The organism is Streptomyces luteosporeus (assembly GCF_039532865.1).
Classification (GTDB): Bacteria; Actinomycetota; Actinomycetes; order Streptomycetales; family Streptomycetaceae; genus Streptomyces; species Streptomyces luteosporeus.
Genome location: NZ_BAAASL010000002.1, coordinates 393,861 through 413,361, shown reverse-complemented (window position 1 = coordinate 413,361; position 19,501 = coordinate 393,861). Strand labels below are relative to the sequence as shown.

Annotated in this window: 12 protein-coding genes and 1 tRNA gene; 3 read left to right on the top strand and 10 right to left on the bottom strand. The window is 72.4% G+C overall.

Annotation, left to right across the window (positions count from 1 at the left end; all coding sequences use genetic code 11):
• The first annotated feature begins 57 nt into the window (after window positions 1–57).
• The 3 genes from ABD361_RS04020 (at window position 58) to ABD361_RS04010 (ending at window position 3,146) form a co-directional block, all read left to right on the top strand.
• On the top strand, window positions 58–1,233 hold the full coding sequence (locus ABD361_RS04020; RefSeq protein WP_344433244.1) for an acyl-CoA dehydrogenase family protein: 1,176 nt from the start codon (window positions 58–60) through the stop codon (window positions 1,231–1,233).
• A gap of 198 nt (window positions 1,234–1,431) precedes the next feature.
• Window positions 1,432–2,319, top strand: coding sequence for an NAD(P)-dependent oxidoreductase (locus ABD361_RS04015; RefSeq protein ID WP_344433243.1), 888 nt, complete (start codon window positions 1,432–1,434; stop codon window positions 2,317–2,319).
• A 221-nt stretch (window positions 2,320–2,540) separates the two neighbouring features.
• A complete protein-coding gene (locus ABD361_RS04010) occupies window positions 2,541–3,146 on the top strand; it encodes a DUF998 domain-containing protein (RefSeq protein ID WP_344433242.1) in 606 nt (201 codons plus the stop codon).
• Between the two features lie 45 nt (window positions 3,147–3,191).
• Here the strand turns inward: ABD361_RS04010 and ABD361_RS04005 are convergent.
• The 10 genes from ABD361_RS04005 to ABD361_RS03960 all read right to left on the bottom strand — a co-directional run bounded on the left by ABD361_RS04005 (window position 3,192) and on the right by ABD361_RS03960 (window position 19,498).
• Window positions 3,192–3,265 (bottom strand) — tRNA-Thr (locus ABD361_RS04005).
• A gap of 76 nt (window positions 3,266–3,341) precedes the next feature.
• The gene (locus tag ABD361_RS04000) at window positions 3,342–4,925 is read right to left on the bottom strand and encodes an alpha/beta hydrolase (protein ID WP_344433241.1); all 1,584 of its coding nucleotides are present in this window, start codon (window positions 4,923–4,925) and stop codon (window positions 3,342–3,344) included.
• A gap of 196 nt (window positions 4,926–5,121) precedes the next feature.
• Window positions 5,122–6,312 (bottom strand): DNA polymerase III subunit delta', encoded by a 1,191-nt coding sequence (locus ABD361_RS03995; RefSeq protein WP_344433240.1) that lies wholly within the window; start codon window positions 6,310–6,312, stop codon window positions 5,122–5,124.
• A gap of 304 nt (window positions 6,313–6,616) precedes the next feature.
• Window positions 6,617–9,766, bottom strand: a complete 3,150-nt coding sequence (gene tmk / locus ABD361_RS03990) for a dTMP kinase (protein WP_344433239.1) — start codon at window positions 9,764–9,766, stop codon at window positions 6,617–6,619.
• 148 nt (window positions 9,767–9,914) lie between these two features.
• Window positions 9,915–12,770: a type I DNA topoisomerase gene (topA, locus tag ABD361_RS03985; protein WP_344433238.1), complete on the bottom strand. Its 2,856-nt coding sequence runs from the start codon at window positions 12,768–12,770 to the stop codon at window positions 9,915–9,917.
• A gap of 366 nt (window positions 12,771–13,136) precedes the next feature.
• Window positions 13,137–14,675 (bottom strand): DUF7059 domain-containing protein, encoded by a 1,539-nt coding sequence (locus tag ABD361_RS03980; RefSeq protein WP_344433237.1) that lies wholly within the window; start codon window positions 14,673–14,675, stop codon window positions 13,137–13,139.
• A 71-nt stretch (window positions 14,676–14,746) separates the two neighbouring features.
• Complete coding sequence (locus ABD361_RS03975) at window positions 14,747–15,322, bottom strand: small secreted protein (RefSeq protein ID WP_344433236.1); 576 nt, start codon at window positions 15,320–15,322, stop codon at window positions 14,747–14,749.
• A 230-nt stretch (window positions 15,323–15,552) separates the two neighbouring features.
• Window positions 15,553–17,967 carry a sodium-translocating pyrophosphatase gene (locus tag ABD361_RS03970; protein ID WP_344433235.1) on the bottom strand — a complete coding sequence of 805 codons (2,415 nt, stop codon included), beginning with the start codon at window positions 17,965–17,967 and terminating at the stop codon, window positions 15,553–15,555.
• A 511-nt stretch (window positions 17,968–18,478) separates the two neighbouring features.
• Complete coding sequence (locus ABD361_RS03965) at window positions 18,479–18,991, bottom strand: ATP-binding protein (protein ID WP_344433234.1); 513 nt, start codon at window positions 18,989–18,991, stop codon at window positions 18,479–18,481.
• A 165-nt stretch (window positions 18,992–19,156) separates the two neighbouring features.
• Complete coding sequence (locus ABD361_RS03960) at window positions 19,157–19,498, bottom strand: STAS domain-containing protein (protein WP_344433233.1); 342 nt, start codon at window positions 19,496–19,498, stop codon at window positions 19,157–19,159.
• Window positions 19,499–19,501 lie beyond the last annotated feature (3 nt).

Sequence of the window (19,501 nt, the reverse complement as noted above, 5' to 3'; positions counted from 1 at the left end):
TACGTGCACCGGCCATCAGTATGGTTGCCCGGGCAACCCGACGACGAGGAGCCGGAATTGGCCGCCAACGACAGGCTCGCGTCCGTATTGGACGCGGTGAAAAGCATCGTCCCCATTCTCCGCAAGAATGGCCTCGAGGCCGAGGACCGGCGCTGGATCCCTGACGAGAACATCGAGCTTCTCGAAAAGGCCGGCGTCTTCCGCATGGCCGTGCCCGAGCGTTTCGGCGGCCTCGACCTGTCGCTCGCCGAGCAGGCCAAGGTCATATCCGAGATCGCCCGCGGCTGCCCGTCCACCGGCTGGGTGACCATGGTGTGGTCCTCCAGCGTCTGGACGGCCACCCTCTACCCGGACAAGGCCCAGGAAGAGATCTTCGCGGACGGCACCGTCCGCATCTCCAGCGCCTTCGCCCCCACCGGCACCGTGGTGCCCACCGAGGGCGGCTACATCCTCAACGGCTCCTGGAAGTTCAACTCCGGCTGCCAGGGCGCCCACTGGAACTTCACCGCCGCGATGATCGAGCACCCCGACGGCTCGCACGGCGAGGTCATGGTCGTCGTCCCGATGAGCGACCTGAGCATCACGGACGACTGGTACGTCTCGGCCGGCACCGCCACCGGCAGCGCCACGACCACCGCCAAGGACGTCTTCGTCCCCGCGCACCACGTGGTCACCTTCGAGGAGGTCATGGTCAGCGCGACCGGCGACCGCTCCAACACCGGCGCCACCGGCCGCAACTACGGCCTGCTCAGCATGGTGATGGCCGAGTGCGCCGCCGTCTTCCTCGGCATCGCGCAGGGCGCGTACGAGCTGTTCCTGGAGCGCCTCCCCGGCCGCGGCATCACCTACACCAACTGGACCGACCAGAAGCAGCACCCGCTCACGCAGATCCAGGTCGCCACCGCCCGCAACAAGATCGACGCCGCCGAGGCGCTCTCGCAGCGCTGGCTCGACGTCCTGCAGGCCCGTGCCGACGCCGGCGAGCAGCCCACCGACGAGGAGAAGGCCATCGTCCGCGGCCAGACGGGCTTCGCGGCCCAGCTGGCCAAGGAGGCCGTCGAGATCCTCTACAACGCCAGCGGCGGCTCGGTCATCCAGCGCAGCGTCGACCTGCAGCGCTTCCACCGCGACATCCAGGGCTTCGCCCTGCACGCGCTGGCCGCGCCCAACGTGAACCTCGAACTCCAGGGTCGCGTCCTGCTCGGCCTGGAGCCGGACACCGAGTTCCTGTAGGCCGCCACGACCCCGCGACCGGGAATTTCCCGATCGCTTACATGCCGGTAAGTACCCACTTCAAAGTGGGTACTTGTGGCACCCGAATGACGTCCGTCAACCTACGAGTAGTGAGCGCCGGTCGCAGCGATCGCCCGGGCCTGATCCGCACCCCAGGCGCCCTATCCGTAGCGAAATCATGTGCACTGGAGGATTCTCATGGGCGACAACCGCGCCCCGGTGACCGTCATCGGCCTCGGCCTGATGGGGCAGGCGCTTGCCGCCGCGTTCCTCAAGGCGGGTCACCCCACCACCGTCTGGAACCGCTCGGCCGACAAGGCCGCCAAGCTCGTCTCGGAGGGCGCCGTCCTCGCCGCCACCCCGGCCGAGGCCGTCGCCGCGAGCGACCTGCTCGTCGTGTGCGTCTCCACCTACGACGTCATGGACAACGTCCTGGACGGCCTCGACGAGGCCCTCAAGGGCAAGGTCCTGGTCAACCTGACCTCCGGCTCCTCGGACCAGGCCCGCTCCGCCGCCGACCGCTTCGGCAAGCTGGGCGTGAAGTACCTCGACGGTGTCATCATGATCACCCCGCCCGGCATCGGCGCCGAGACCTCGGTGCTCTTCTACGCCGGTGACGAGGAGGTCTTCACGGCCCACGAGCCCACCCTGAAGCTCCTCGGCGGCGGCACCACCTACCTCGGTGCCGACTACGGCATGCCGGCCCTGTACGACGTGTCGCTGCTCGGCCTGATGTGGGGCACCTTCAACGCCTTCCTCCACGGCGTGGCCGTCGTCGGCACCGCCGACGTCTCCGCCAAGACGTACCTGCCGTGGGCCCACATGTGGCTCGACGCCATCAAGATGTTCACCACCGACTACGCCAACCAGATCGACGCGGGCGACGGCGAGTTCCCCGCCAACGACGCCACCCTCGAGACCCACCTCGAAGCCCTCAAGCACCTCGTCCACGAGAGCGAGGCGCTGGGCGTGGACGTCGAGCTGCCGAAGTACTCGCAGAACCTGATGGAGAAGATCATCTCCCAGGGCCACGCGAAGAACAGCTACGCCGCGATGATCAAGGCGTTCCAGAAGCCCTCCGCGTAACCTCCCGGCTTCCCCTCCCCCGGGGCCGGTCCGCGCAACCCCCGTCGCGGACCGGCCCCGCCGTGTTGTCCCTCCGGGGTGGGGCCCGCCCCACCCCGGGCCGGGGGGCCGTCGGAGTGCCCGGGCACGGCCGCGCCTGATCGTCTGGGGCCGACGGCAATCGCGCGAACAGGGGCGGACGGGTGAAGGCACGGATCGGATACGTCGCATGGATCGTGGGCGTGGCACAGTTCTTCGCGTTCCACGGAATCGTCCAAGCGGCCTGGGCGGAGCCGTACAGCTGGGCCCGCAACAACATCAGCGACCTGGGCAACGCCCACTGCGCCCTCCAACCGGACCCCACGCCGCGCTACATCTGCTCGCCCGAACACGCCCTCATGAACACCTCGTTCATCACCCTCGGCGCCCTCGTCGCCGCCGGCGCCCTCCTCACCGGCCCCCTGTGGCGCAAGAACGCCACCGCCCGCACCGCCCGCTGCCTGCTGGCCGCCGGCGGCGCCGGCTTCGTCCTGGCCGGCCTGGCCCCCGCCGACGTCAACGAGAACCAGCACGCCCTCGGCGCCCTCCTCGTCATGGGCGCGGGCAACATCGGCCTCCTCCTGGCCGGATCCGGCCTGTCCCACACCGTCCCGCCCCTCCTGCGCCGAACCACCGGCCTCCTGGGAGCCGCGGCGATCGCCGCCTTCGGCCTCTTCCTCTCCGAGCACTACCTCGGCCTCGGCATGGGAGGCATGGAACGCCTGGCGGCCTTCCCCCTCCTGCTGTGGACCCTCACCGCCGGCACAACCGGCCTGCTGCTGCGCCGCCACCGCCGAACGTGCCACTGAACGAAGAAGCCCGGCTCGGACGAGGTCCGAGCCGGGCTTGAAACGAGCCGCCTTCGGGATTCGAACCCGAGACCTACGCATTACGAGTGCGTTGCTCTGGCCAACTGAGCTAAGGCGGCAATCTGTGGAGCCGAGATCGGCACCAGCAGCGCGCCTAAGTCTACAGGGTCCCGGGGAGTGCTCCGAACACAGTGCTCAGGAGCAGCGGCGGGAGGCGGGGGGCGGGGTGGTGCCGAGGAGGTAGTCGTTGATCGCGCCGTCCACGCAGGAGCTGCCGCGGGTGTACGCCGTGTGGCCGTCGCCCTCGTACGTCAGCAGGCGGCCGGAGGAGAGCTGGCGGGCCAGGGAGCGGGCCCACGGGTAGGGGGTGGCCGGGTCGCGGGTGGTGCCCACGACGAGGATGGGCGCGGCTCCCCGGGCGGGGATGCGGTGGGGGCCGCCGGTGGGGCGCACGGGCCAGTAGGCGCAGCTCAGGGCCGACCAGGCGAAGCTCTCGCCGAGCACCGGGGAGGCCTTCTCGAAGGCCGGCAGGGCCCGGCGGACGTCCGCGGGGCCGGAGAAGGCGGACGGCAGGTCGAGGCAGTTCACGGCGGCGTTCGCGGGCATCAGGTTGGTGTAGTGCCCCTGCTCGTTGCGCTCGTAGTAGGCGTCGGAGAGCCGCAGCAGCAGGGCGCCGTCGCCGGACTCCGCGTCGTTCAGGGCCCGGCGCAGCAGCGGCCAGGACGCCTCGTCGTACATGGCGGAGATCACACCCGTGGTGGCCAGGCTCTCGGTCAGCGGCCGCGACCGGCCGGTGGCCAGCGGGTGCTGGTCGAGATGCTTGAAGAAGCCGCGCAGGCGGGCGCTGGCGACGTCGGCGCGGCCGCTGTCGAGCGGGCAGTCGTCGTGCCTGGCGCAGTCCTCGGCGAAGGACGACAGGGCCGTCTGGAAACCGGCCGTCTGGTCGCGGTTGACCTGTCGGGCGGACAGGCTCGGGTCCAGTGCGCCGTCGAGGACGAGGCGGCCCACCCGTGACGGGAAGAGCCCGGCGTAGGTGGCGCCGAGGAACGTGCCGTAGGAGGCGCCGACGTAGTGCAGCTTGTCGTCGCCCAGCGCCGCCCGGAAGACGTCCATGTCGCGGGCCGCCTCCACGGTGGAGACGTGGCGCAGCAGTTTGCCGGAGTGGGCGGCGCAGGCCTTGGAGAACTTCTTGTACGCCGCGACCAGCTCACGCACCTCCCCCTCGTCGTCGGGCGTCGCGTCGACCTGCGCGAAGTCGTCCATCTCCGGGTCGGACAGGCAGGTGACGGGCTGGCTGCCGGCCACGCCGCGCGGGTCCATGGCGACCAGGTCGTAGCGGGCCCGGACCGGCGCCGGATAGGCGGCGGCCGCGTACGCCTGCAGGAAGTCGATCGCCGAGCCGCCCGGGCCACCGGGGTTGAGCATCAGCGAACCCAGGCGCTTGGCGTCCCCGGCCGCCTTCTTGCGGGAGACGGCCAGCCTGACGTCGCCCGCGCCGGGCGAGGCGTAGTCGAGGGGAGCGCGCAGGGTGGCGCACTCGAAGCCGGAGCGCTTGCCGGGGCAGGCGTGCCAGCTCAGGCGCTGCCGGTAGTACGGGCGCAGGGCGCGCGGCACGCCGGTGGGCAGCGGGGCCAGCTCGGGCGCCCCGGCCTCGGCCACCCGCAGCGGTCTGGCGGGCAGGCCGTCCGCCTGCGCAGTGCCCGGCACGGCGGTGGTGATCAGCAGGGCCGCGGTCGCGGCGAGCGTGCCGTAGCTGCGGAACAGGCGGCTGGAGTCCATCGGCTGGTCCCCTCGCTGTGGGAGGCAGGCGGGCAAAAGGCATACGTAAGACCTACGTACGCATACGGAGCGTATCGGCACACTTACCCGACTTGGCCAGCCCCACGGCCCACTAGTCCTCATACGAGTGAGGAATCACCCAACCTGCGGTGTGCCCCGCCCGCCCCGGTGTTACTCCCCCCTCGCCCCCGGCGCGTCAGCCCGCGCGCAGCGCGACCGTCATCGCCTCCACCGCCAGCAGGGGCGCGACGTTTCGGTCGAGCGCCTCCCGGCACGCCGAGATCGCCTCGATGCGGCGCAGCGTCTGTTCCGGGCGCGACGCGCCGGCCACGCGCTCCAGGCTGTCGCGCACGTCGCCGTTGGCCAGCTCCACACTCGAACCCAGCTGCATCGCCAGCACGTCGCGGTAGAAGCCGGCCAGGTCCGTCAGCGCCAGGTCCAGACTGTCGCGCTGCGTACGCGTCGCCCGCCGCTTCTGGCGATCCTGCAGCTCCTTCATCGCCCCCGCCGTACCGCGCGGCAGCCGGCCACCGGTACCGGCCGCGGCACCGAGCGCCGCCCGCAGCTCCTCGGTCTCCTTGGCGTCGACCTCCTCCGCCACCTGCTTGGCGTCCTCGGCAGCCGCGTCGATCAGCTCCTGGGCGGCCTTCAGACAGCCCCCCACGTCCGCCACCCGCAACGGCACCCGCAGCACGGCCTCCCGGCGGGCGCGGGCCCGCTCGTCCGTCGCCAGCCGGCGCGCCCGGCCGATGTGCCCCTGCGTCGCCCGCGACACCCGCGCCGCCAGCTCCGGCTCCACCCCGTCCCGGCGCACCAGCACGTCCGCCACCGCGGCCGTCGGCGGTGTCCGCAGCGTCAACGACCGGCACCGCGAACGGATCGTCGGCAGCACGTCCTCCAGCGACGGCGCGCACAGCAGCCACACCGTCCGCGGAGCCGGCTCCTCCACCGCCTTGAGCAGCACGTTGCCGGCGCCCTCCGTCAGGCGGTCGGCGTCCTCCAGCACGATCACCTGCCAGCGGCCGCCCGCCGGCGACAGCTGAGCGCGCCGCACCAGGTCACGGGTTTCCTTGACGCCGATCGACAGCAGGTCCGTGCGAACGATCTCCACGTCGGCGTGCGTGCCGACGAGCGTGGTGTGGCAGCCCTCGCAGAAGCCGCACCCCACATCACCCGTGGGAGTGACGCACTGCAGCGCGGCGGCGAAGGCACGGGCGGCCGTGGCCCGGCCGGAACCCGGCGGGCCGGTGAACAACCAGGCATGCGTCATGCGGGAGGCGCCTTCGGGTGCACCGCCGGCCGCGACGAGGGCGCCCGCGTCGTGCGCGGCAGCGGCGAGCTGCTCGATCACCCGGTCCTGGCCGACCAGGTCCTCCCACACGCTCATGCGCCGCCGCCTCCCTCACCGTTTGACTCCACGCCCGCCGTCCCATTGTGGGCCACGGGACTGACAGCCGGGTCGGCCCTGCGGGCGGCTGAGCCCCGGCCCCGCCCTCTCCCCGTCTCCGAGCGGGGCTGCGCCCCCTCGCACCCCCGGGACCGGGCTTCGCCCGGTGACCTGGTCATGCAGCGCCCCGTAGGGGCGCAGGGAACTGCGCGATCGGCCACCGACGGCCCGCAGCCGACGCCGACGCTCATCTGCGGGCGCGTCGTGGCTTGTCGCGCAGTTCCCCGCGCCCCTACAGGGCGCCCTAGCGGCGCCGCTTGCCGTCGTCGCCGTCCCGGCGGCCGAGCAGCTCGTCCGCCAGCGTCGGCGCGTCCTCCGCCCACTCCGGGCGGCGGCGCCGCGGCTGCGGCGCCTCGTCCTCGACCCGCGGCAGCTCCCGCGTCGCGTCGACCTCGCCGGCATCGCCGGCATCGGCGGCGTCCTCCGACTCGCGCCGGAACAGCCACTCGGGCACCCGGTCCACCGGGTTCTCGGGCCGGCCCTGCGGCCCCACCGGCTTCGGCAGCACCGCCGTCTCCTCCGCATCGGAAGATGCGGCCGGCGGCTGCTCGACGCCCCACGTCACCCGCTGGTTCGGCGGGAGCACCGGCACCGGCGGCAGCAGCGCCGTCTCGTCGTCGGGGTTCGATCGCGGCGCCGGCGGCGGGGCCGGCGTCTCGACGGTCGGCGCGTCCGCGGAGGCGTTCTCCCGCCGCTTGCGCAGCGAGGGGGTCCCCACCACCGGGGCCCGCTCGGCAGCGTCCGCTTCCGCGGCCCGTGCCGCTGCCGCGGCCTCCGCCGCGACGCGTGCCCGCTCGGCGCGCAGGAGTGCCTCCTCGGCCTCCCGCTGCTTCTCGCGGCGGCGTTCCTCTGCCTCGGCGCGGGCGCGCGCCTCCTCCTCGGCGCGGCGGCGCAGGCGCTCCTGTTCCTCGGCGCGGGCGCGCTCCTCCGCCTCGCGGCGGCGGCGCTCCTCCTCCGCGGCCTTGGCGGCGGCTTCGGCGGCGGCGGCTGCGGCCGCTTCGGCGGCCTTGCGCGCCTCCTCGGCCTCGCGCCGCCTGCGTTCCTCCTCCTCGGCGCGCAGCTTGGCGAGCGCTTCCTGCCGCTCGCGTTCGAGGCGTTCCTGTTCGGCCTTGCGGGCGGCCTCCTCGGCCCGGCGCCGGGCCTCTTCCTCCGCCTTGCGGCGGGCTTCCTCCTCGGCGGCCTTGCGGGCGGCTTCCTCGGCGGCCTTGCGGGCGGCCTCTCGTTCGGCGATCTCGGCTTCGGACAGGGGCAGGACCTGGCCGAGCCGGTGGCGGACGACGGCCGTGATGGCGTCCGGTTCCTGGGCGGCGTCCACGACGAGGTAGCGCGCCGGGTCGGCGGCGGCCAGGGTGAGGAAGCCGGTGCGTACGCGCTGGTGGAACTCGGCGGGCTCGGACTCCAGCCGGTCCGGGGCCTCGGTGAAGCGTTCGCGCGCGGTCTCGGGCGAGACGTCGAGCAGCACGGTCAGGTGCGGGACGAGCCCGTCGGTGGCCCAGCGGGAGATGCGGGCGATCTCGGTGGGCGACAGGTCGCGTCCGGCGCCCTGGTAGGCGACGGAGGAGTCGATGTAGCGGTCGGTGATGACGACGGCGCCGCGGGCGAGGGCGGGCCGGACGACGGAGTCGACGTGTTCGGCGCGGTCGGCCGCGTACAGCAGGGCCTCGGCCCGGTCCGACAGGCCGGCGGAGGAGACGTCGAGGAGGATGGCGCGCAGGCGCTTGCCGATGGGCGTGGCGCCCGGCTCGCGGGTGACGACGACCTCGTGGCCCTTGCCCCGCAGCCATTCGGCGACCGCCTGGACCTGCGTGGACTTCCCGGCGCCGTCGCCGCCCTCGAAGGCGATGAAGAAGCCGGTCGGGGAGGTGCCCTCGCGGGCGTCGCCGCCGCGCACGACGTCCATCAGGTCGCGGTGGAAGGGCACGCCGTGCCGGTCGTCGGTGCGGCCGAGGACGATCGCGCCGACGGGCAGCAGCAGTGCGCCGACGAGCATGAGCGTGAAGGCGGCGCCGCCGTGGGCGAAGACGAAGCTGCCGGACTGCACCCGGTGCGGGCCGATGGCCGCGGCGAGGACGGGGGCGGCGACGGCGCCCAGCGCCACGGTGACGCGGACGACCGCGTGCAGGTGGTCGGTGGTGCGGCCCCGGCGCTCCTCCTCGGTCTCCTGGTCGAGCAGGGTGTGCCCGGTGTTGGCGGCGACGCCGGCGGCCACGCCGGCCAGCGCGACGAGCAGCAGCACCGTCGTGGTGTCGGGCACCAGGCCGGCGGCGAGCAGGGCGGCGCCGGTCAGGGCGAGTGCCAGGGCGAGCAGGCGGCGGCGGGAGAAGCCGGGGAGCACCTTGCGGGCGCCGCGGATGCCGATGACGGGTCCGCCGGCGAGGGCGAGGACGAGCAGCCCGAAGGCGACGGGTCCGCCGCCCAGGTCGACGGCCTGCAGGACGGCGACGGCGACGGCCGCGGCGACCGCGCCGGCGATGGCGGCGCAGGCCAGGACGAGGACGGGGACGGCCCCGGTGCGGCCGCGGTCGGCGGCGCCGTGGACGTCCTTGGGGCGGCGCAGGCCCTCCAGCGGGGAGCGCGCGTGCGGCGGCTTCGCGCCCTGGGGCGGCCGGGGCGGCTGCGGCAGCTCGAAGCGGTGCAGGATCGCCGCGGAGACGGCGAACAGCGCGGCGGCGAGGTAGGAGCCCAGGGCCGCCTGGTGCGTGTGGAACCAGCCGATGCCGGCGCCCAGCAGGTTGCCGACCAGCGTGACGGCCACGAACGCGGCGGCCGCGACGGGCAGGGCGACGTACGCCGTGCGCAGGGACAGGCGCCGCAGCGCGTCCTCGTGGTCCGGCAGCGGCCGGACCGCGGCGCCCTCCGGCGGCGGAGCCGGCAGCAGGGCGGGGACGACGCCGTCCTTGGCGACCGTCCACACGCGCTCGGCGGCGCCGGTGACGAAGGCGGTGACCAGCAGCCAGACCAGGGCCCTGCTGCCCGTCCAGTCGATCCAGGTGGGTGCGACGGCGAGCAGCGCCAGCCGTACGCCGTCCGCGCCGATCATCGTCCAGCGGCGGTCGAGCCGGCCGGCCGGGGCGAGGAGCGAGGACAGCGGGCCCAGCAGGACCGCACCGGCGAGCAGGGTGGCGAGCAGGCGTACGCCGATGACCGCGGCGACCGCGAGGGCCGCGCCGCGGTATCCCCCGCCGAAGGACCCGGCCACGACCGCCGCCTGCAGTGCCAGCAGCAGCAGGACGAGGACGGCGAGGCTGTCCCCGACACCGCCGGTGAACTGGGCGTTCCACAACCGTCGCAACGGACGGAAGCGCAGCAGGGCGCGGACGGCACGCTCGCGGGAGTCCGCGGCCAGTGCTCCGGAGGTGGGGCTCTCCACTGGTGGCTGCTCGGCTCGCGTCATCCTGCCAGCCTATCCGGAACGCCCGGATAGTGACTGTCAATACGAACGCACAAGCGAACACACGGACGGGTGGATGTTCCGGAGCGAATGCGACAAAGGGGCGGTGGATCGGAACCCGGTCCACCGCCCCGTTGCCGGATGCAGCGCGTCAGTCGGCGGCGTTCGCGGCGGCCGTCTTCTTGGCGGTCGCCTTCTTGGCCGTCGTCTTCTTCGCGGCGGTCGTCTTCTTCGCCGCCGTCTTCTTCGCGGTCGCCGTCTTCGCGGTCGTGGTCTTCTTGGCGGCGGTCTTCTTGGCGGCGGTCTTCTTCGCCGGCGCCTTCTTGGCCGTCTTCTTGGCCGGACCCTTCGCCCGCTTCTCCGCCAGCAGCTCGTAGCCGCGCTCCGGCGTGATCGTCTCGACGTCGTCGTCACGGCGCAGCGTCGCGTTGGTCTCGCCGTCGGTGACGTACGGGCCGAAGCGGCCGTCCTTGACCACGACCGGGCGCTCGCTGACGGGGTCGGTGCCGAGCTCCTTCAGCGGCGGCTTGGCCGCGGCCCGCCCGCGCTGCTTGGGCTGCGCGTAGATGGCGAGGGCCTGCTCCAGGGTGATGGAGAAGATCTGGTCCTCGGTCTCCAGGGAGCGCGAGTCCGTGCCCTTCTTCAGGTACGGACCGTAGCGGCCGTTCTGCGCGGTGATCTCGACGCCTTCGGCGTCCTTGCCCACGACGCGCGGCAGCGACATCAGCTTGAGCGCGTCCTCAAGGGTCACCGTGTCGACGGTCATCGACTTGAAGAGCGAGGCCGTGCGCGGCTTGACCGCGTTCTTGCCCGTCTTCGGGGTGCCCTCGGGGAGGATCTCCGTGACGTACGGGCCGTAGCGGCCGTCCTTGGCGACGATCTGGTGGCCGGTGGCGGGGTCGGTGCCCAGCTCGTAGTCGCCGGTCGGGCGGGCCAGCAGCTCCTCGGCGTACTCCACCGTCAGCTCGTCCGGCGCCAGGTCGCCCGGGACGTCGGCGCGCTGGTGGCCCTCGGCGTCCTTCTCGCCGCGCTCGACGTACGGCCCGTAGCGGCCGACGCGCAGCACGATGTCGTTGCCGACGGGGAAGGAGGACACCTCACGGGCGTCGATCGCGCCCAGGTCGGTGACGAGCTCCTTCAGGCCGCCCAGGTGGTCGCCGTCGCCGTTGCCGGCGTCGGCGGCGCCGCCCGCGACGCCTTCCGCGCCCTCACCGAAGTAGAACCGGCGCAGCCACGGCACGGCCTGCGCCTCGCCGCGGGCGATGCGGTCGAGGTCCTCCTCCATGGAGGCGGTGAAGTCGTAGTCCACCAGCCGGCCGAAGTGCTTCTCCAGCAGGTTGACGACGGCGAAGCTCAGGAAGGACGGCACGAGGGCCGTGCCCTTCTTGAAGACGTAGCCGCGGTCGAGGATCGTGCCGATGATCGACGCGTACGTCGACGGGCGGCCGATCTCCCGCTCCTCCAGCTCCTTGACCAGCGAGGCCTCGGTGTAGCGGGCGGGGGGCTTGGTGGCGTGGCCGTCGGCGGTGATCTCCTCGGCCGTCAGCGCGTCGCCCTCGGTGACCGTCGGCAGCCGGCGCTCGCGGTCGTCGAGCTCGGCGTTCGGGTCGTCGGCGCCCTCGACGTAGGCCTTCATGAAGCCGTGGAAGGTGATCGTCTTGCCGGACGCGCTGAACTCGGCGTCCCGGCCGTCGGCCGCCCGGCCGCCGATCTTCACGGTGACGGAGTTGCCGGTCGCGTCCTTCATCTGGGAGGCGACGGTCCGCTTCCAGATCAGCTCGTAGAGCCGGAACTGGTCGCCGGTCAGACCGGTCTCGGCGGGCGTGCGGAAACGATCACCCGAAGGACGGATCGCCTCGTGCGCCTCCTGGGCGTTCTTGACCTTCCCGGCGTACGTGCGCGGCTTCTCCGGCAGGTAGTCGGCGCCGTACAGCTGCGTCACCTGCGCCCGGGCGGCGGTGATCGCCGTGTCCGACAGCGTGGTGGAGTCCGTACGCATATAGGTGATGAAGCCGTTCTCGTACAGCTTCTGCGCCACCTGCATGGTCGCCTTCGCACCGAAGCCCAGCTTGCGCGAGGCCTCCTGCTGCAGCGTCGTCGTGCGGAAGGGGGCGTACGGGGAGCGGCGGTACGGCTTGGACTCCACCGAGCGCACCGCGAAGGACGTGTCGGCCAGGGCCGCGGCCAGCGCGCGGGCGTTCGCCTCGTCCAGGTGCAGCACCTGGGCACTGTCCTTGAGCTGCCCGTTCGCACCGAAGTCACGCCCCTGGGCGACCCGCTTGCCGTCGACGGCGGCCAGGCGTGCGGTGATGCTCGCCGGCTCGGCGGCGTCGCCGGTGCGGCCGGTGCCGAAGGTGCCGGTCAGGTCCCAGTACTCGGCGGAGCGGAACGCGATGCGCTCGCGCTCCCGCTCGACGACGAGACGGGTCGCGACCGACTGCACGCGGCCCGCCGACAGCCGCGGCATGACCTTCTTCCACAGCACCGGCGAGACCTCGTAGCCGTAGAGGCGGTCGAGGATGCGGCGGGTCTCCTGCGCGTCGACGAGCTTCTTGTTCAGCTCGCGCGGGTTGGCCACGGCGGCCTGGATCGCGTCCTTGGTGATCTCGTGGAAGACCATCCGGCGGACCGGGACCTTGGGCTTGAGCACCTCCTGCAGGTGCCAGGCGATGGCCTCGCCCTCGCGGTCCTCATCGGTGGCGAGGAAGAGCTCGTCGGACTCGGCCAGCAGCCCCTTGAGCTTCTTGACCTGGTCCTTCTTGTCGGCGTTGACGACGTAGATGGGCTGGAAGTCCTTCTCGACGTTCACGCCGAGGCGCGCCCAGGGCTCGCCCTTGTACTTCGCCGGGACCTCGGCGGCCCCGTTCGGCAGGTCACGGATGTGCCCGACGCTCGCCTCGACGACGTATCCGGGGCCGAGGTAGCCCTTGATCGTCTTCGCCTTGGCAGGCGACTCGACGATGACGAGTCGGCGGCCGCCCTGTGCGGTCTCGCTGGTCGGGGACAACTTCGCTCTTCTTCCGGTCGACACTCGGTGTGGGCGTTTCGGTGTGGGCGTTGCGTGACGCTGCGGAGTGTGACGGTACATCCCGCCCCCGTGTCAAACGGAAAAAGCCCGCAACGCCACTCGAACGGTAACCCGACAAGCGTCCTGTCTGCCGCCCGGACCGTCACACCACGGGCCCGGAGGCCCCGCGGTCACATTCGGGCCGGGGTGCCGGGCCCGTCAAGACGGGCGACGGGGGGACGCCCCTTCGACGCCCCTCGTCAAACATGACGCGAACCCGCCCCCTCTTTCTTCCCCTCTCGCGCGTCGTCCGGCCCCGTTCCCCCGTCCCACCTGCGGCGATCCGGAAGGCGATCAGGAAGGCGGTCAGGAGTCGGCCGGTGCCAGGAAGCCCTGTTCGACGAGCATCCGGATGGCCTCCGGCGTACGGTCCCGCAGCAGGACCGGGTCCTCGTCCACCAGCTGGGCGATGGCGTCCAGGATCCGGCCGGCGGGCAGTGTGCCGTCGCACACGCCGGCGAAACCGGCACCGACCGTGTCCACCTTGGTGGCGCGGCGCATCCCGCGGTTCTGCCGCAGGACGACGTGCTCGGGGTCCTCCGCGCCCGGCAGGCCCACCTGCTCCTGGACGACCTCGTCGGCCAGCCGGAAGCGGGTGGCCAGCAGCGCCGCGTCGTCGTTCGTGCGCAGGAAGTCCTGGCGCGCGAAGTGGGCGCGCACCGTCTCCCCCAGCGGCTGCTCGACCGGGTGCGGCCATTCCTCCGCGATCACGGACGGGCGCTGCGCGCCGGTACGGCGCAACGTGATCCAGCCAAATCCGACGCCCTTGGTCCGCCGCGCCTCGAACTCCGCCAGCCACGCGTCGTAGCGGGCGGCGTACTCCTGCGGGGACGTACGGTGGTCGCCCGCGTCGCGCAGCCACAGCTCCGCGTACTGGGCGACGTCCTGGACCTCGCGCTGCACGATCCACGCGTCGCAGCCGCGCGGCACCCAGGAGGACAGGCGCTCGCGCCAGTCCTCGCCCTCGACGTGCTGCCAGTTCGCCAGCAGCTGGCAGTAGCCGCCCTCGTTCAGCCGGCCGGCCGCCTGCTCCACCAGCGTCCGGCACAGGTCGTCGCCGCCCATGCCGCCGTCGCGGTACGTCAGGCGGGCACCCGGGGAGATCACGAACGGCGGGTTGGAGACGATCAGGTCGAAGGTCTCGCCCGCGACCGGCTCGAAGAGCGAGCCCTGCCGCAGATCGGGCTCCGGCGCGCCGGAGAGTGCGAGCGTGAGCCGCGCGAAGTGCAGCGCGCGCGGGTTCAGGTCGGTGGCCGTGACCCGCTCGGCGTGCTGGGCCGCGTGCAGCGCCTGGATGCCGGAACCCGTCCCCAGGTCCAGGGCGCGCCCGACGGGCGTACGGACGGTGATCCCCGCCAGCGTCGTGGACGCGCCGCCCACGCCGAGGACGAGCTCGGACCGCGGCACCCCCGCCGGGCCCCCGCTGTCGCCGCCGATGCCGCCGGCCCCGCCGACCGCGCAGCCGAGGTCGGAGACGATCCACCAGTCCTGGCCCTCCGGGCCACTGTAGGGGCGCACGTCGACGCCGGCGCGCACCTGTTCCGCGTCCGCGGGGTCGGGCAGCAGCCAGCCGTCGGCCAGGCAGTCCTCCAGCGGCAGCGCGGCGGCCGCGCGGACCCGGCCGACGGACTGCTGCAGCAGGAACAGCCGCACGAGCGTCTCGAGCGGCCCGTCGCCGCGCGTGGCGCGCAGGGCGGGCACGGTCTCGCTGCGGGCGAGCGCAGCGTAGGCGGGGGCGCCCAGCAGCTCCAGGAGGCCGTCGGCGGTGAAGGCCGCCCGGAGCAGGGCGTCGCGCAGCCGAGCGGTGCGCGCAGGATCGGCAGTGGGCAGGTGCGTCGTACTCACCGGACCATTGTCATGGTGGGCGAAGCCCCGGCGCGCTGCCCCCGCCGGTGCTCCGCAGCGGACAGCGCCGGTTACGCCTTCTGTCCCGGCGTCGTGCTCGCCGCAGGCACCTTGCACCCCGGCTGCTTGGTCATGGCCTTGCCGACGTCACCGGACTGCAGCTTCTTGAGGGCATCGTTGCTCTGGCTGCTGAGCTTGAGCATGTCGGCGGCGATGCCCTTGAGGCCGTCGCCGAACTTGTTCTTGTCGCCGGTGTCCATCGCATCGACGCGCTTCTTGAGGTTCGCGTAGGCGACCGAGAGGTCGTTGAGCGCCTTGACGGCGTTCTTCTGGTTGGTCTCGCCGTCCTTGACCGGCGGCGCACCGGCGCGGTCGACGGAGGCGGCGAGCGCCTTGTAGGCGTCGACGTTGGTCTGGAAGGCGGTGGAATCCGTCTGCTGGACCTTCTTGGAGTCCACCTCGCTCTGCATCGCGGCGATGGAGGCGTTGGCTTCGGTGATCTTCTTCACCTGCGGCTGCATCTGGTCGCAGGCCTTCTTCGCCCAGTCGTCCAGCTTCTTGCCGTTGTCGTCACCGCCGCCGCAGCCCGTCAGCGCCAGGACAAGTGCCGCCCCGCCGGACAGTGCAGCCACAAGCTTCTTGTTCACCGGATTGGTCCCTTCAATGGCTCTCGGCCCCGGAACTTACACGTCCAGGCGGCGGGGGCCGGGAGCCGAGCACACCGTATGCCCGTATTTCATGCCTTTTGCACCCTGCTGGGCGTGGCATTCACCGCACCCGCACGACGATGCGGCCCGGGCACACGGCGTGCTCCCCGGACCCGGCGCCGGAAACGGCGTCGGGTCCGGGCCGGGGTTCAGGTCCGGGTCCGGGTCCGTCAGGACACCACCGCCGGGTCGACCGGCTCGGCCGAGCGCGCGGTGTCGCCGTCGTCCACGGCGACACCGCGCCGCTTGGAGAGGTAGACCGCCACCACGATGACGGCAACGGCCAGCAGCGCAACGGTGATTCGCAGTCCCTTGTTGGCGTCGGCCCCGTAGGAGAACTTCACGACGGCGGGCGCGATGAGCAGCGCCACCAGGTTCATCACCTTCAGCAGCGGGTTGATGGCCGGGCCCGCGGTGTCCTTGAACGGGTCGCCCACCGTGTCGCCGATGACCGTCGCCGCGTGCGCCTCGCTGCCCTTGCCGCCGTGGTGGCCGTCCTCGACCAGCTTCTTGGCGTTGTCCCACGCGCCACCGGAGTTGGCGAGGAAGACCGCCATCAGCGTGCCCGTACCGATGGCCCCGGCGAGGTACGCGCCGAGCGCGCCGACGCCCAGCGAGAAGCCGACCGCGATCGGCGCCATGACCGCCAGCAGCCCGGGAGTGGCCAGCTCGCGCAGGGCGTCCTTGGTGCAGATGTCCACCACGCGCCCGTACTCCGGCTTCTCGCTGAAGTCCATGATCCCGGGGTGCTCGCGGAACTGCCGGCGCACCTCGTAGACCACCGCACCGGCCGACCGCGACACCGCGTTGATCGCCAGACCGGAGAAGAGGAAGACGACGGCCGCGCCGAGCACGAGGCCCACGAGGTTGTTGGGCTGGGAGATGTCCAGGCGCAGGCCCATCTCGTCCGCCTTAGCGCCGACGTCCGACACCGCCGTCTTGATCGCGTCGGTGTACGAGCCGAAGAGCGCGGCGGCCGCGAGCACGGCCGTGGCGATGGCGATGCCCTTGGTGATGGCCTTGGTCGTGTTGCCCACCGCGTCGAGGTCGGTGAGCACCCGGGCGCCGGCGCCCTCGACGTCGCCGGACATCTCGGCGATGCCCTGGGCGTTGTCGGAGACCGGGCCGAAGGTGTCCATCGCGACGATGACGCCGACGGTCGTCAGCAGGCCCGTGCCGGCCAGGGCCACGGCGAACAGCGCCAGCATGATCGACGTACCGCCGAGCAGGAACGCCCCGTACACGCTCAGCGCGATCAGCACCGCCGAGTACACCGCCGACTCCAGCCCCACCGAGATGCCCGACAGCACCACGGTCGCCGGACCGGTCAGGGACGACTTGCCGACGTCCCGCACGGGCCGCCGGCCGGGCTCGGTGAAGTAGCCGGTGAGCTGCTGGATGAGCGCCGCGAGGACGATGCCGATCGCGACCGCGACAAGCGCGAGCACGCGCGGATCGCCGTCGTGGTCGCGGACGACGGCGTCGGTGACGCCGGCCAAGTCGGCGTAGCTGGAGGGCAGGTAGGCGAAGACCGCGATCGCCACGAGGACGAGCGAGATGACCGCCGAGACGAAGAACCCGCGGTTGATCGCGGTCATGCCGCTGCGGTCCTTGCGGCGCGGGGCGACGGCGAAGACGCCGATCATCGCCGTGACCACGCCGATGGCGGGGACGAGGAGGGGGAAGGCCAGGCCCGCGTCGCCGAAGGTCGCCTTGCCGAGGATGAGCGCGGCCACGAGGGTCACGGCGTAGGACTCGAAGAGGTCGGCCGCCATGCCCGCGCAGTCGCCGACGTTGTCGCCCACGTTGTCGGCGATGGTGGCGGCGTTGCGCGGGTCGTCCTCCGGGATGCCCTGCTCCACCTTGCCGACCAGGTCGGCCCCCACGTCCGCGGCCTTGGTGAAGATGCCGCCGCCGACCCGCATGAACATCGCCAGCAGCGCCGCCCCGAAGCCGAAGCCCTCCAGGACCTTGGGCGCGTCGGCCGTGTAGACGAGGACGACGCAACAGGCGCCCAGCAGACCCAGGCCGACGGTGAACATCCCGACGACACCACCCGTACGGAACGCGATCCTCATGGCGTGGTGGGAGACGGCCGTCAGATCCCGCTCGGGCTCGCCCGCGGCCTCGGCCGCGCTACCGGCCTTGCTGCCGGCGCTCGCCTCACGCGCCGCTGCCGCCACCCGCACATTGCTGCGCACCGCGAGCCACATGCCGATATAGCCGGTGGCGGCGGAGAACAACGCACCGATGAGGAAGAACAGCGAACGACCCATACGCTGCGACCAGTTGTCGGCCGGCAACAGCATGAGCAGAAAGAACACGAACACGGCGAAGACGCCGAGGGTGCGCAACTGCCGGGCGAGATAGGCGTTCGCGCCTTCCTGCACCGCCGCGGCGATTCTCTTCATGCTGTCGGTGCCCTCACCGGCCGAAAGCACCTGTCGCAGCAGCACCACGGCCACGACGAGCGCCGCGATCGCCACCGCGGCGATCACCATGACCAGGGTGCGGTTGCCGTCGGTCAGCTCGACCGCCAGATTCCGGGTGTGGTCCACCTGTTGAGGGGTAAGAGGCCCCGCCATTCGTCCTCCCTGACGTTTGGCACATGGGCGCACGTAACCGGCCCGCGGCCGTGGAGCAGGGCCGCAGGACAGCCGCTGCGCTCAGGCGTCCTGAGCTCAAGATGGACGGATTGTAGGGAGCATGGCGAGATCAAAACAGAGCGCGGGAAACGGAATGAGTCTGCCGCGGTGAAGATCAGGAAAAGGAGGCGGAGGGGGAAGCGGAGGGAAATCCACAAACCGTGAAGATCGACGGTGGATCGGCGGTGAACCGGTGGTGGCCCGGTTCGCCGGATCCGCATTCCGGACCATTGCAGGGGCCCGGAGGTGAAGATCGGAAATGCGGCGTCGTTAACGCCGTTAGCGGGCGGCGACCTCGCCGGAGACGGCGAATACGGCCCGGACCGGGCCCCGCGCTACAGCAGAAAGCGGCCGGAACGCTACGGCTGAACGCCGCACGGTAGGGCGAGGGGGGCGGACAGGTTCCCCGTCGGCCCCGCCGCCGGCGGGGCCGACGGGGCCGACGCGCCGGCTACGCCGGAACCGGCGGCGTCGTGGTCGGCCAGCTCATGCGGATCAGCCCGCCAGACTCGCCCGCCGTCACCTCGACGTCGTCGACCAGCCCGCTGATCACGGCCAGGCCCATGTCGTCCTCGCTCTCGGCGTCCTCGCCGGCGACCGTGGCGCCGGAGGGCCCGCCGGGCGGCGCGGAAACGGAAGACGAAGCGGAGGCCGCCGAGGACGCCGCGGCGGGCTGCCGGCCGGCGCCCGCGGTCGATACGACAGCGGTGGGATGAGGCGCCTCGTCGGCCACCTCGATGGAGAACTTCTTCTCGTCCTCGGTGAGGACGACCTTCACGGGGCTGGAGAGCCCGTGACCGGTGTGCAGGCTCACCGCGCGCGAGCAGGCCTCGCCCACGGCCAGCCGGACCTCGTCCAGCACGGCCTCGTCGACCCCCGCCCGGCGCGCCACCGCGGCCGCCACGAGCCGGGCCGTGCGGACGTGCTCGGGAAGGGCGCTGAAGAGCAGTTCGACGGTGGCCATGCCATCCCCCTCGGTGGTACGTGCCCTCGTTCCCTCTGCCGGAACAGGGCGGGCTCGCGGAGGGGCCGGAGCCTCGTGGCCACGCCCCCGGCGCGACTATACGGCGGTGCCCGGGGCGGGCGGACGGCCCTCCCGGCCGGCCGGGGCCGTACCGCCGCCCGGACGTCAGTCGGTCGCCTGAACCGCTTCCTCGACCGACGTGTGGATCGGGAACACCTTGGTCAGACCGGTGATCCGGAAAATCTTCAGGATGCGCTCCTGGTTGCAGACCAGCCGCAGCGAGCCCTCGTGGGCCCGTACGCGCTTGAGCCCGCCGACCAGGACGCCGAGCCCGGTGGAGTCGAGGAAGTCGACGCCCTCCATGTCCACGACGAGGTGGTAGTTGCCGTCGTTGACAAGCTCGACCAGCTGCTCACGCAGCTTGGGCGCGGTGTACACATCAATCTCGCCACCGACCCGGACAACCGTGCGGTTGTCTACGGTCTCGGTCGACAGGGACAGGTCCACGGA